Source organism: Terrabacter sp. NPDC000476, from assembly GCF_040300125.1.
Classification (GTDB): domain Bacteria; phylum Actinomycetota; class Actinomycetes; order Actinomycetales; family Dermatophilaceae; genus Terrabacter.
On sequence record NZ_JBEPDF010000001.1, the window covers coordinates 1706518 to 1718509 of the forward strand.

An 11992-nucleotide genomic window follows, 5' to 3' on the forward strand; every position below is an offset into this window, starting at 1 on the left:
GCAAGAGGAATCCGGGAACTGGTGCGAGGAGTCCACGTGGCGGATCGGGTGATGCCGTTGGGGCCGTATGCCGCCGTGTTCGCACCGCTGCCCACGGCGGGTCGCGCCGACGCCGTGCGCCGACGCCTCGGCGAGGCGATCGCGCTCGGGCTGCTGCCGGACGGGAGCATGCTGCCGCCGGAGAGCGACCTCGCCGACCGCTTCGGGGTGGCCACCGTCACCGTGCGCGAGGCGCTCGGCACGCTGCGCGACGACGACCTCATCGTCACGCGCCGCGGGCGCGGCGGCGGCTCCTTCGTCAAGGCGCCCCGCGACGGTGGCCGCGCGGCCCTGCTCGCCCGGCTCGCCCACGTCGGGCTCGGCGAGCTGCGTGACCTCGCGGACCACTACTGCGCGATCAGCGGTCACTGCGCGGCCCTCGCGGCGGAGCGGGCCGATCCCGACGACGTGCGGCGGCTGCGGCGGCTCGCGGTGGCGCATCCCACGACCGACGACCCGACGGCGCTGCCGCGCCACGAGGGCACCTTCCACCTCGAGCTCGCGGCCGTGGCCCAGTCGGCGCGCCTGACCCGCGAGGAGATGGCGCTGCAGCGCGAGATCGGCCCGGTGCTCTGGCTCGCCGACGTCGACGTGCGGCCCGCGGACCACGCGCACGTCGCCGTGGTCGAGGCGATCGCGAGCGGCCATCCCGCCACGGCCCGCGACCGCGCGGAGGATCATGTGCGTCAGCTCTTCGACGCGGTCAAGGCCCTGCACCGCGTCACCCGATCGAGGAGGACACCGTGACCAGAGCCGCGACCGCCGCATCGGCCGGCATCCCATCCTCCCCCGGCCCGACCGCCGCTCCGACGAGCGCGGAGGACGTGGCGCAGTGGGTGTCGGACTTCGGGCGCTGGGTCTTCGAGCAGCTGGGCGCGCTGGGCTCGGCACTCCAGCAGACCCTCGCGGCCCCCGCACCGCGCCGCGCGGACCTCGCCATCGAGGACCGGTGCAGCGCCCTGCTCAGCGATTCGCGCACGGCCGTCGCCGGAGCGGGCGCGGTCTTCGCACCCGGCGTGCTCGCCGACGCCCCCTACTGGCTCGAGTGGTGGACGGTCGAGACCCGGGCGGGTGGCACCACCGTGACCAAGCTCGCCGCGGAGACCGACCCGCGCGCCGTCGGATTCCGCGACTACACCGAGCTGCCTTGGTACGCAAAGGTTCTTGCGTCCGGTGAGCCGCAGGTGACCGGCCCGTACGTCGACTACCTCTGCACCGACCAGTACACGCTGACCTTCACCGCGCCCCTCGTCGTGGACGGGCGCTTCTCCGGGGTGGTGGGCGTCGACGTGCTCGTCGCCTGGTTCGAGGAGCACCTCCTCGAGGTCATGGGCGCCCTCGAGCGCACCTGCGTGCTCGTCAACGCCGCCGGTCGGGTCGTGACGTCGTCCGACCCGACCTGGGTCACGGGAGACCTGATCCGCGACCTGCCGACGGAGCAGTGGCTCGCGGGCGAGGCGGCCACGCACCCGCGCTGGACGGCCGGCAGGTGCGCCACGCTGCCCTTCCTCGTGCTGACGCCGCGCTGACACCACGCTGACGCCGGCGCCGGCGTCCACCGACCCCGGGCATGAGAGAGGCGCCACTCGCTCGGGGGTCCGAGTGGCGCCTCTGACCCCTCCATCGCCACGACCGCCGGCCGCGTTACAGCTCCGGCAGGAGAAGTTTCCGGCGGCGGCGCAGGCGCCGGCGCGAGATGGTGCTGCCGGCCAGCCCCCTGGCGCGGCAGCACCTGCACATCGCGGCCCCGACATCAGCTCCGCGACTTCCCGGAGGCGGGTTGATGCCGAGTCTCCATGCCCTCGATGCGAGGACGTCGTGCGAGCACGTCGTCCCGTCGCGATGACGATATCGCCGGCGACCGGGATGTATCCGGCAAATGCAGAAGTCGGCGGACAACCCGCACGAACCGCACCCGGACGCCGGTGCAGCACTCCTCGCGGCGCACCATCGACCGACCCACCGACGTGCTCCCTTGACGCCTAGACTGGCCGTGCGTCGCTGCCACCCACTGGGACCACCAGGACAAGGACCTGCACCCATGCGCGCACGACGAACCCTCTCGCTCACGGCCGGCCTCGCGGCCCTCACGGCGGTCCCGGTGCTGGCACCGGCGACGACCGCCACCGCCTCCCCCGCCTCCCCAGCCGCGGCAGCGGTGCAGACGCCCGCGCAGGCGGCCCAGTCGGCATACGACCGCCTGACGACGGCGCAACGCATCGGCCAGCTCTTCATGGTCGGGGGCCCCGCGACGGGGCTCGGCGCGACGACGGAGTCGATAATCACGCGCTACCACGTGGGCAACGTCGTGCTCACCGGTCGCGCCACCTCGGGAGCCGCGCCGGTGCGGGTCGTCACGAGCCGGGCCGGCACGCTCGCCACGAGCGCCGCCACCGGTGACGTGCCGCTGCTCGTCGCGGCCGACCAGGAGGGCGGCTACGTGCAGGTGCTGCAAGGTACCGGCTTCTCACGGATGCCGACGGCGCTGACCCAGGGCACGTGGTCCGACGCGACGCTGAGCACGAACGCCGGCCTCTGGGGCCGCCAGGTCATGCGCTCGGGCACCGACGTCGACCTCGCGCCGGTCATGGACACGGTGTCCAAGACCTTCGCCTCGTCGAACCAGCCGATCGGGCGCTACCAGCGCGAGTACGGCTACACCACCTCCGTCGTCGCCGACAAGGGCACGACCTTCCTGTCGGCGATGCGCGCCTCGGGGTTGGCGATGACGGCCAAGCACTTCCCGGGGCTCGGTCGGGTGACCGGCAACACCGACGTCACGGCCGGCGTCACCGACACCGTGACGACGCGGACGTCGGCCGACGTCACGCCGTTCAAGGCGGCCGTCGCAGCCGGCGCCCGCGTGCTCATGCTCTCGTCGGCCTACTACCGCAAGATCGATGCCGCACGACCGGCGGTCTTCTCCCCCACCGTGATCGGCGGCATGGTGCGCACCGATCTCCGCTTCACCGGCATCGTCATGAGCGACGACCTCGGCAACGCCTACCAGGTGCACAACTGGACACCGGCCGCGCGGGCCGTCGACTTCTTCTCGGCCGGCGGCGACATGCTGCTCACCGTGACGCCGACCGTCGTGCCGGCCATGGTGAGCGCCGTGTCCGCGCGCGCCGCCTCCGACGCGACGTTCCGGGCGAAGGTCAAGACAGCCGTGCTGCGCGTGCTGACCGTCAAGGCCGAGCTCGGCCTGCTCGCGCCACGCCTGCCGATCACGGGCTACTTCGGGCCGCTGACGACCGCCTCGCTGCGCCGGTGGCTCAACCTGCCGACCGCTGGTGCGTTCGACACCCAGACGGTGCGCGTGCTGCAGTACCGCCTCTCGACGACCGTCGACGGCGTCTTCGGGGCCCGCACGGTGGCCGCGCTGCAGAGCTACCTCGGCATCAGCCGCGACGGCGCAACGGGCTGGAACGCCCGCACCGTCGCCCAGCTGCAGCGCTACCTCAACACGCAGCTGTGAGCCGGTGGCGGCGGCCCTCCACGCGGGCTCGCGCAGCAAAGCGCTCCTGGCGCAGGCTCGCCTAGTGCAGCCGCGTCGCCGCGGGCTCCGCCTCGGCGATCTTGCGCAGTGAGGACGAGACGGCGCGTCCGGCCTTGAGGCTGCGCTGGACGAGCAGCCTCGCGGCGGTGCGCTGCGCCGCGGTCACGGTCACCTTGGTCGCCATTAGAGCTCCTCGCCGTCGTCCTGCCCCCATGCTACGCCGGGGTCGGCCGGCGTGGCCGGGTCCGAGACCTCGACGACCACCTCCTGGCCCGCCTCCTCCGCGGCCGCGATCGTGCTCAGCGGCTCGGCGACGACGGCGCCCAGCGCCGCCGTGACGAAGACCTTCTGCTCGGCGTCGAGCATCTCGGCCTCGTCGAGCGCCTGGAGCTGCGTGAGCCCGAGCAGCGCCGACCGGGGGTCGTCGCTGACGGCGAGCTCGGCCGCCCAGCGCAGGTTGCGCATTGTCTCCTCGCGCCTCGAGCGCGTCTCCGTCTCGTGGGCGGTCTGCCGGGAGAGCCAGTTGGCCAGCAGCACGCCGCAGAACGTGAGCACCGGGGTGCCGACCGCGACCACGACACCCACCCAGGTCGGGATCATCGCGGCGTCCGGCATGCCGGCAGCCTACGCAGGACCGGTGACGGGCAGCCCTGCAACTCGGTGCGTGCTCTGCGCAGCCACCTTCCGGCCGACCCCGTGGTGGCGAGCCACCACGCGAGACCCTTGACAAGATTCGTTGTCAAGAGCACGCTGACGGCATGCAGGACGTCGAGGTCATCGAGAGCACCGAGGCCGCTGCAGCTGCTCTGGACCCGGTCCGGGCCCGGCTGCTCGCCGAGCTCGCCGAGCCCGCCTCCGCCGCCGGGCTCGCCGCGCGGGTGGGCATCACCCGCCAGAAGGTCAACTACCACCTCAAGACGCTCGAGGCCCACGGCCTCGTCGAGCTGTCGGAGGAGCGACGGCACGGCGGCATCACCGAGCGGCTGCTGCGGGCGTCGGCGACGGCATACGTCGTCTCGCCCGCGGCGGTCAGCGCGGCGGGGGCCGACCCGTCCGCCACCGACGACCACCGGTCGGCGGGCTACCTCGTCGCCCTGGCCGGTCGGCTCGTGCGCGAGGTCGGCGCCCTGGCCAGGCGGGCCGGCGCGTCCGGCACGCGCCTGCCCACGCTGACGATCGACACCGAGATCGGCTTCCGGTCGGCCGCCGACCGGGCGGCCTTCGCCGACGACCTCACTGCCGCGGTGCTCGACCTGGCCGCGCGCTACCACCACGACGACGGGCGCCCGCACCGGCTCCTCGTCGCCGCCCACCCCGTCCCGGAGGAGCAGCCATGAGCACCACCCCGAACGTCCCCTACCGGCTCGAGTTCAGCGTCGAGGTTCCCGGCACGCCGGAGCAGGTCTGGCAGGCCATCGCGACGGCCAAGGGCATGAGCGCCTGGTTCACGCCGACCGAGATGGAGGAGCGCGAGGGCGGCTCCCTGCACTTCACCATGGGCGCCGAGATGGGCTCGGACGGCGAGGTCACCGCCTGGGAGCCGCCGCGTCGCCTCGTCTACGAGGAGGACTGGGCCGCCCTGATGGGCAAGGAACCGGACGCCCTGAGCCCCCTGACCTCGGAGTTCGTCGTCGAGGCGCAGTCCGGGGGCACGTGCGTCGTCCGCGTCACGAGCAGCGGCTTCGGGCGGGGCGAGGACTGGGAGTCGGAGTTCTGGGACACCATGGCTCCCGGCTGGATGCCGTTCTTCGACAACCTGCGCCTCTACCTCTCGCACTTCCCCGGGCAGGAGGCCACGCACTTCGAGGCCTCGGCGTCGCACACCGGCGACGCCGACGCCCTCTGGTCGGGCGTGCGCCGGGCGCTCGGGCTGGGCGACGAGGGCACCACCGCCGACCTTCGCGGCGCCACCGGCACCGTCGAGCGCGTCGGCGAGCGGCAGGCGCTCGTCCGGCTCACCGAGCCCGTGCCCGGGATGATCAGCGTCTACGTGTGGGACGAGGGCGACGGCAAGGCCACCGCGGGCGTGCGTGCGTACCTCTTCTCCCCCGACGCCGCGTCCCACGCGCGGCGCGAGCAACCGGCCTGGACGTCCTGGCTGCAGTCGATCTCCGTCCCGGCCTGAGGCGCGGGTCCGTCCGGGTCCCGAGCGAGCGCCGGGGCGCCCGACCAGAGGCCGAGGCGAGCCACATCCCGGTCAGTGTCGTATGCGGGTCGTCCTGTTCGTGGTCACCATGAGAGGCCGCACCGTCGGTTGCCGCCGACGCCTCGTCCGGACGGAGCCCGCCATGACCCACCCCCTTCGCTTCGGGGTCGTCGCCCCGCTGCTCACCGATGTGCCAACGTGGCGCGACCAGGTGAAGCGGCTTGCCGACCAAGGGTTCTCGACCCTGCTGATGCCCGACGTGCCGCACTGGCAGCCGGCGCCTGCGCCGGTGCTCGCGACGGCGGCGGCCCTGACGACGATGCGTGTCGGCTCATGGGTCCACGCCGCCCCGCTGCGCCCGGCCTGGAGCACCGCGTGGGAGGCGCACTCGCTGTCGGTGCTCACCGAGGACCGCTTCGAGCTGGGCATCGGCACCGGGCGTCCCGGCATCGACGACGAGCTGCGGGCGCTCGGCATGCCCGGCGTGTCACCGGCCGACCGGCTCACCCGCGTGCGCGAGACGGTCGCCGCGCTCCGCGACCTCGACGGGGCCGACCGCCACACCCCGGTGGTCATGGCGGTGCGCGGACCGAAGGCACGCGCGCTCGCCCTCGAGGTCGCCGACACCGTCACGATCGCGGCGACGACGCTCGACACCCGCGACACGATCTCGAGCCTGGCCCGCGAGCTGGGGGCCGCACGGGACGTCGAGCTCGCGCTGCACGTGCCGGTCGTCGGCGACACGGTCGCGCCGTTCATGGCCTCCGCCCGCGAGACCGACCCGGCAGCCCTGCGGGCGGCCGACTCGCTGGCCGTGCTGCCTGACGACCCCGCCGCCGCGACGGAGGAGGTCCTCCGGCGGCGGGAGGAGATCGGCTACACCTACTTCGTCGTCGGTTCCGGCGCGGCCGACACCCTCGCGCCGGTGGTGGCCCGGCTGGCCGGCCTGTGACCGTGCGGCCCCGAGTTCCCTGCGCCACCGAGCGTTACGGCTGCAGCGGGTGGTGGGTAGATTGCTCTGGGGCGTCGCGCCCGGGCACCGTGCCCGCGGCGATCGGCGAGAACACTGGGGGCACGACCGCATGGAGCACGACAACGACCAGCTGATGACGCCTGCCGAGGTGGCGGAGGCGTTCCGGGTCGACACGGCGACGGTGACGCGCTGGGCACGCGCCGGCCTGCTCAACCCGGTGTTCACCCTCGGCGGGCACCGCCGCTACCGGGTGAGCGAGATCAACGAGCGCCTTCAGTAGCCGAGACGCCCCGCCGGGGCACGGGCCGAGGCTCAGACGTTGAAGCGGAACTCCACGACGTCGCCGTCGGCCATGACGTACTCCTTGCCCTCGATGCGCACCTTGCCGGCGGCCTTGGCCGCGTTCATCGAGCCGGCGGCGACGAGGTCGTCGAAGCTGACGACCTCGGCCTTGATGAAGCCGCGCTGGAAGTCGGTGTGGATGACGCCGGCGGCCTGCGGGGCGGTCCAGCCCTTGCCGATCGTCCAGGCGCGCGACTCCTTGGGCCCGGCCGTCAGGTAGGTCTGGAGGCCGAGGGTGTGGAAGCCGGTGCGGGCGAGCTGGTCCAGGCCCGACTCCTCCGCGCCGAAGCTCTGGAGCATCTCGAGGGCCTCGTCGGGCTCCATCTCCATGAGGTCCATCTCGAGCTTGGCGTTGAGGAAGACCGCGTCGGCCGGGGCGGCGAGCTCGCGCAGGGAGGCCTGCAGCTCGGCGTCGGCGAGCTGGTCCTCGTCGAGGTTGAAGACGTAGATGAAGGGCTTGGTCGTCAGCAGGCCGAGCTGCTTGGCCTCGGCGAGGTCGATCCCGGCACCCGGCCCTGCGGCATACAGGGTGTGGCCCTCCTCGAGCACCTTCTGCGCGGCCTGCGCGAGCTCGAGCGAGGCCTTCTTGTCCTTGTTGATCCGCGCCTCCTTCTCGAGGCGCGGCACGGTCTTCTCGAGGGTCTGCAGGTCGGCGAGGATCAGCTCGGTGTGGATCGTCTCGATGTCGCTGGCGGGGCTCACCTTGCCGTCGACGTGCACGACGTCGCCGTCCTCGAAGGCGCGCACGACCTGGCAGATCGCGTCGGCCTCGCGGATGTTGGCGAGGAACTTGTTGCCGAGCCCCTCCCCCTCCGACGCGCCGCGCACGATGCCGGCGATGTCGACGAAGCTCACCGTCGCGGGCAGGATCTTCTCCGACGAGAAGATCTCGGCGAGCGCCGCGAGCCGCGGGTCGGGCAGCGGGACGACGCCGACGTTGGGCTCGATCGTCGCGAACGGGTAGTTCGCCGCGAGCACGTTGTTCTTCGTCAACGCGTTGAAGAGCGTCGACTTTCCGACGTTGGGGAGACCGACGATTCCGATGGTGAGTGCCACGAGGACAAGAGTTTAGTGGCGTTCGGCGCCGCTTCCGACCACGAGGCCGTATGCCGGCCGCCGCGGGTCACGCGATCGTCCACTCCCAGCCCGGTCGCCAGTCGAACGGCGCGTCGACGAGGTGCTCGAGCTTCACGCCTTCGAGCAGGTGCTGCAGCGCCCACCGGTTGGCGGAGTGGGCGATGACGAGCACCCGCTGGCCGTCGTGGTCGCGCCGCAGGTCCTCGAGGAGGTCGGCGGTCGCCTCGACGACCTGGCGGTAGCTCTGCCCGCCGCCGGGGAACGGCTCGTCGAGGTGCTCGCGCCGCACCCGCGCCAGCTCGGCCACGGGGGCACCGTTGAGCGTGCCGTAGTCGCACTCGCGCAGGCGGGCGTCGAGGTGGAGCGGCACGTCGCTGCCGGCATACGCGATCGTCGCGGTCTCGACGGCGCGGGCGAGGTCGGAGGTGTGGACCGCCGCGAACCCGGAGGCCGGGCGCCGCCGCCCCAGCTCGGCGGCGAGCGCCCTCCCCTGCGGGGAGAGGCGCCCCGGCAGCCAACCGGTGGCGATGCCCGCCTCGTTGTCCTCGGTGATCGAGTGCGTCTCGTAGACGAGCTCGAGCGTCACGACGCGGTCCCCGACCCGGCCGTCAGCGCGGCACGCGCACGCCGCACAGCTGGCGCGACTGGGCCACGAGGTTGCCGGCGGAGTCCCAGATGGCGGCGTCCTCCTCCATCATCCCGCCGCCGAGCGTCTGGCTGCCGAGCACGACCTGCAGCCAGCCGGGCTCGGGTCGGCGACGGATGTGCCCGGTGAACTCGAGCGTCGGCGTCCAGCCGAAGAGCCCGAGGTCGAAGGCGACCGGCGGCAGCGCGTCGAGCGCCATCATCAGCAGCGTCGTGTCGGGCTCGCGGCCGTCGCGCAACCGCAGCCAGCCGCGCATGACCCCACGCATCGACGGCATGCCGAGCGCCCACCCGGCGGTGCTCGGGTCGAGCCGCAGGTCGAGCCGCTCGAGGAACTTCGCGTTGGCGAGGAAGTCGGGCGGCGCCTGGTCGGCCGACACGCACTGCTCCGGCGGCGGCATGTCCGGCGGGCTCGCCTGGCGCTGCACGTCGACGTCGGTGAGGTTGCCGAACGAGCCGATGGCGCGCATCCGCTCGACGGGCACGCCGTCCTCGCCCGCCTGGTGGATCGTGACCTGGCCGGTGGAGAGCTTGCGACCGCACCGCATGACCTCGGTCGTCACCGTGAACGGGCCGGGCTGCGAGGCGGTCATGAAGTAGGCGGAGAGCACGACGGGGTCGACGTGCTGCGTCGTCTCCGTCGGGTCGGCGGCGAGGTGCTGACCGAGCGCCGTCAGCGCGGTGCTCATGACGAGCCCGCCGTTGACGGCGTTGCCGATCATCCACTCCTCGTGGAAGGTGCCGCTCCGCCGGGTGGGGTCGTCGCCGGCCTCGAGCCGGATCGCGTCGTCGTACTCGCTCACGAGCAAGGTCTAACAGACGTCGCTCCCCCGCCGTTCACCGCGGCCGTATGCCGTGCGCCACGTCGCGGGGAACGTGGGGGTTTCGTGGTGGGCGGGGTGTCGGAGCCGCGGTGTCGGCGGTGTCTGGGAGCGTGCAGCCATGGACCTCACAGCGCTGCTCGTCGGGCTCGTCGTCGGAGCCGTGGTGGGCGGCCTGCTCGCGTGGCTCTCGGCGCGCTCGGCGCTGCTCGCCCGCTCGGCGGGCGCCGAGGCGGAGCGCGACGTGCTGCGCGAGCGCGTGCTGGACCTCGAGGCGGCCCGCGAGGTCGACGACACGACCGCGAGCCTGCTCGCTCCGCTGCGCGACACCATCGGCCGCGTCGAGCGGCAGGTCGGCGCCCTCGAGCGAGACCGGTCGCAGCAGTTCGGCCAGCTCGGCGAGCGCCTCACCGAGGTGAGCCGCTCCACCGAGTCGCTGCGCTCCGAGACGGCGACCCTCGCGACGGCCCTCAACGCCTCCACGGTGCGCGGCGCCTGGGGCGAGGTGCAGCTGCGGCGCGTGCTCGAGCTGTCCGGGCTGCTCGCGCGCTGCGACTTCGACGAGCAGGTGAGCGGGGTGAGCCGGCACGGCGCCGGCGTGCGCCCCGACGCCGTCGTCAACCTGCCGGGCGGGCGCCACGTCGTCGTCGACTCCAAGGCCCCGATGGCCCACTTCCTGCAGGCGCACGGCGAGACGGTGTCCGAGCTCGAGCGGGCCGAGCTGCTCGCGGCCCACGCCACGTCGCTGCGCCGGCACGTCGAGGGGCTCGCGGCCAAGGCGTACTGGACGGCCTTCACCCGCTCCCCCGAGGTCGTCCTCTGCTTCGTGCCGGGTGAGGCGATCCTCGCGACGGCGCTCGCCGACGACCCGGGCCTCTACGAGCACGCCCTGTCACGCAAGGTCGTGCTCGCCTCGCCCGGCACGCTCTTCGCCGTGCTGCGCACCGTCGGGGCCATCTGGCAGCAGGACGCGCTGGAGCAGAACGCCCGCGAGCTGCTCGCGATCGGCCAGGACCTCTACGCCCGGCTCACGACGCTCGGCGGGCACGTCACGACGATGGGCCAGTCGCTCTCCCGCTCGGTCGAGCAGTACAACAAGTTCGTCGGCACCCTCGAGTCGCGCGTGCTCGTCACGGCGCGGCGCATGCACGAGCTGCACCTGACGACCGAGCGGCCGCCGAGGCTCGAACCGCTCGAGGCGGCGCCCCGGTCGCTCAGCGCGGCCGAGCTGACCGACGACCTCGGCCGTGAGGCCCGCGACGAGGCGTGGCTCGAGCACGAGTCGCGCCGGCGCGACGCCCGCGGCGAGGGCGGCCAGGCCACCGCCTGAGCAGCGAGGCCTGACGGGCCCGTCAGTGGAGCGAGCCGGCGTCCTCGAAGGCGGCGTCGTGGCGCACGGTGGCGGCGGTCTCGCCCTTGCGGGCCTTGAGGTCGCGGCGCAGCTCGTTCGGCAGCGAGAAGAGCAGCGACTCCTCGGCGGCCACGACGGCCTCGACCTCGCCGTAGCCGCGCTCGGCCAGCCAGGTGAGCACGTCGCGCACCAGCACCTCGGGCACGCTGGCCCCGGAGGTGACGCCGACGGTCGTGACGCCCTCGAGCCAGGCCTCCTCGATCTCGTCGGCGTAGTCGACGAGGTGGCCCGCGCGGGCGCCGTGCTCGAGCGCGACCTCGACGAGACGCACCGAGTTCGACGAGTTGCGCGAGCCGACGACGATCATGAGATCCGTGTCCTTCGCCATCTGCTTCACGGCGAGCTGGCGGTTCTGGGTGGCGTAGCAGATGTCGTCCGAGGGCGGGCTCTGCAGCGCGGGGAACTTCTCCTTGAGCCGGGCCACCGTCTCCATCGTCTCGTCGACCGAGAGCGTGGTCTGCGAGAGCCACACGACCTTCTCCGGGTCGCGCACCGTGACGTTCTCGACGTCGTCGGGCCCGTCGACGAGGGTGATGTGCTCGGGAGCCTCGCCGGAGGTGCCGACGACCTCCTCGTGGCCCTCGTGACCGATGAGCAGGATGTCGAAGTCGTCGTCGGCGAAGCGGACCGCCTCGCGGTGCACCTTCGTCACGAGCGGGCAGGTCGCGTCGATCGTCTTGAGGCTGCGCGCCCTGGCCTCCTCGTGCACGACCGGGGCGACGCCGTGGGCCGAGAAGATGACGGTCGCGCCCTCGGGCACCTCGTCGGTCTCGTCGACGAAGATCGCGCCGCGCTTCTCGAGCGTGGTGACGACGTGCTTGTTGTGCACGATCTGCTTGCGCACGTAGACCGGCGGGCCGTAGAGCTCGAGGGCCTTCTCCACCGTGACGACGGCCCGGTCGACGCCGGCGCAGTAGCCACGCGGGGCGGCGAGGAGGACCTTCTTGTCGGACGACTGGTCAACTGGCTCGCTCATGGCCCCATCGTACGGTGACCGCCGCGCGGGGCCGCATCCTCCTCGCGCCGGCTCGGCCCTATG

The 11992-nt window shown here is 73.1% G+C and carries 14 protein-coding genes; 8 read left to right on the forward strand and 6 right to left on the reverse strand.

Going from position 1 to position 11992, the window contains the following annotated elements; translation table 11 throughout:
- The first annotated feature begins 36 nt into the window (after positions 1–36).
- The 3 genes from ABT295_RS07885 (at position 37) to ABT295_RS07895 (ending at position 3517) form a co-directional block, all read left to right on the forward strand.
- Positions 37–786, forward strand: a complete 750-nt coding sequence (locus ABT295_RS07885; protein ID WP_352393835.1) for a FadR/GntR family transcriptional regulator — start codon at positions 37–39, stop codon at positions 784–786.
- The gene (locus ABT295_RS07890; RefSeq protein WP_352393836.1) at positions 783–1568 is read left to right on the forward strand and encodes a PDC sensor domain-containing protein; all 786 of its coding nucleotides are present in this window, start codon (positions 783–785) and stop codon (positions 1566–1568) included. Before ABT295_RS07885 ends, ABT295_RS07890 begins: the two co-directional genes overlap by 4 nt.
- A gap of 512 nt (positions 1569–2080) precedes the next feature.
- The gene (locus ABT295_RS07895; protein WP_352393837.1) at positions 2081–3517 is read left to right on the forward strand and encodes a glycoside hydrolase family 3 N-terminal domain-containing protein; all 1437 of its coding nucleotides are present in this window, start codon (positions 2081–2083) and stop codon (positions 3515–3517) included.
- Positions 3518–3578: 61 nt separating this feature from the next.
- Here ABT295_RS07895 and ABT295_RS07900 read toward each other — a convergent pair whose 3' ends face one another.
- Positions 3579–3722 (reverse strand): hypothetical protein, encoded by a 144-nt coding sequence (locus ABT295_RS07900; protein ID WP_352393838.1) that lies wholly within the window; start codon positions 3720–3722, stop codon positions 3579–3581.
- Positions 3722–4153, reverse strand: coding sequence for a hypothetical protein (locus tag ABT295_RS07905; RefSeq protein ID WP_352393839.1), 432 nt, complete (start codon positions 4151–4153; stop codon positions 3722–3724). Before ABT295_RS07905 ends, ABT295_RS07900 begins: the two co-directional genes overlap by 1 nt.
- Positions 4154–4296: 143 nt before the next feature.
- On the opposite strand from ABT295_RS07905, the gene ABT295_RS07910 reads away from it, so the two are divergent.
- The 4 genes from ABT295_RS07910 to ABT295_RS07925 all read left to right on the forward strand — a co-directional run bounded on the left by ABT295_RS07910 (position 4297) and on the right by ABT295_RS07925 (position 6937).
- Entirely contained in the window at positions 4297–4875 is a 579-nt protein-coding gene (locus tag ABT295_RS07910; RefSeq protein ID WP_352393840.1) for an ArsR/SmtB family transcription factor, read from the forward strand.
- On the forward strand, positions 4872–5663 hold the full coding sequence (locus tag ABT295_RS07915) for an SRPBCC family protein (protein WP_352393841.1): 792 nt from the start codon (positions 4872–4874) through the stop codon (positions 5661–5663). The genes ABT295_RS07910 and ABT295_RS07915 overlap by 4 nt, the downstream gene beginning before the upstream one ends.
- A 163-nt stretch (positions 5664–5826) precedes the next feature.
- A complete protein-coding gene (locus tag ABT295_RS07920; RefSeq protein WP_352393842.1) occupies positions 5827–6636 on the forward strand; it encodes an LLM class flavin-dependent oxidoreductase in 810 nt (269 codons plus the stop codon).
- A gap of 130 nt (positions 6637–6766) precedes the next feature.
- Entirely contained in the window at positions 6767–6937 is a 171-nt protein-coding gene (locus ABT295_RS07925; RefSeq protein ID WP_352393843.1) for a BldC family transcriptional regulator, read from the forward strand.
- Between the two features lie 32 nt (positions 6938–6969).
- Here ABT295_RS07925 and ychF read toward each other — a convergent pair whose 3' ends face one another.
- The 3 genes from ychF to ABT295_RS07940 all read right to left on the reverse strand — a co-directional run bounded on the left by ychF (position 6970) and on the right by ABT295_RS07940 (position 9524).
- Positions 6970–8055, reverse strand: a complete 1086-nt coding sequence (gene ychF, locus ABT295_RS07930; protein WP_352393844.1) for a redox-regulated ATPase YchF — start codon at positions 8053–8055, stop codon at positions 6970–6972.
- A 67-nt stretch (positions 8056–8122) separates the two neighbouring features.
- Positions 8123–8662 (reverse strand): histidine phosphatase family protein, encoded by a 540-nt coding sequence (locus ABT295_RS07935; protein ID WP_352393845.1) that lies wholly within the window; start codon positions 8660–8662, stop codon positions 8123–8125.
- Positions 8663–8684: 22 nt separating this feature from the next.
- The gene (locus ABT295_RS07940) at positions 8685–9524 is read right to left on the reverse strand and encodes a thioesterase family protein (protein ID WP_352393846.1); all 840 of its coding nucleotides are present in this window, start codon (positions 9522–9524) and stop codon (positions 8685–8687) included.
- Between the two features lie 139 nt (positions 9525–9663).
- On the opposite strand from ABT295_RS07940, the gene ABT295_RS07945 reads away from it, so the two are divergent.
- Positions 9664–10872: a DNA recombination protein RmuC gene (locus ABT295_RS07945; RefSeq protein WP_352393847.1), complete on the forward strand. Its 1209-nt coding sequence runs from the start codon at positions 9664–9666 to the stop codon at positions 10870–10872.
- 22 nt (positions 10873–10894) lie between these two features.
- Here the strand turns inward: ABT295_RS07945 and ABT295_RS07950 are convergent, their stop codons facing one another.
- Complete coding sequence (locus ABT295_RS07950; protein WP_352393848.1) at positions 10895–11929, reverse strand: 4-hydroxy-3-methylbut-2-enyl diphosphate reductase; 1035 nt, start codon at positions 11927–11929, stop codon at positions 10895–10897.
- Between the last annotated feature and the right edge of the window lie 63 nt (positions 11930–11992).

Bases quoted from the DNA above. Each gene is read 5' to 3' on its own strand.
- ABT295_RS07895 (WP_352393837.1), top strand. From the start codon at position 2,081: ATGCGCGCACGACGAACCCTCTCGCTCACGGCCGGCCTCGCGGCCCTC.
- ABT295_RS07900 (WP_352393838.1), bottom strand. From the start codon at position 3,722: ATGGCGACCAAGGTGACCGTGACCGCGGCGCAGCGCACCGCCGCGAGG.
- ABT295_RS07905 (WP_352393839.1), bottom strand. From the start codon at position 4,153: ATGCCGGACGCCGCGATGATCCCGACCTGGGTGGGTGTCGTGGTCGCG.
- ABT295_RS07910 (WP_352393840.1), top strand. From the start codon at position 4,297: ATGCAGGACGTCGAGGTCATCGAGAGCACCGAGGCCGCTGCAGCTGCT.
- ABT295_RS07915 (WP_352393841.1), top strand. From the start codon at position 4,872: ATGAGCACCACCCCGAACGTCCCCTACCGGCTCGAGTTCAGCGTCGAG.
- ABT295_RS07920 (WP_352393842.1), top strand. From the start codon at position 5,827: ATGACCCACCCCCTTCGCTTCGGGGTCGTCGCCCCGCTGCTCACCGAT.
- ABT295_RS07925 (WP_352393843.1), top strand. From the start codon at position 6,767: ATGGAGCACGACAACGACCAGCTGATGACGCCTGCCGAGGTGGCGGAG.
- ABT295_RS07945 (WP_352393847.1), top strand. From the start codon at position 9,664: ATGGACCTCACAGCGCTGCTCGTCGGGCTCGTCGTCGGAGCCGTGGTG.
- ABT295_RS07950 (WP_352393848.1), bottom strand. From the start codon at position 11,929: ATGAGCGAGCCAGTTGACCAGTCGTCCGACAAGAAGGTCCTCCTCGCC.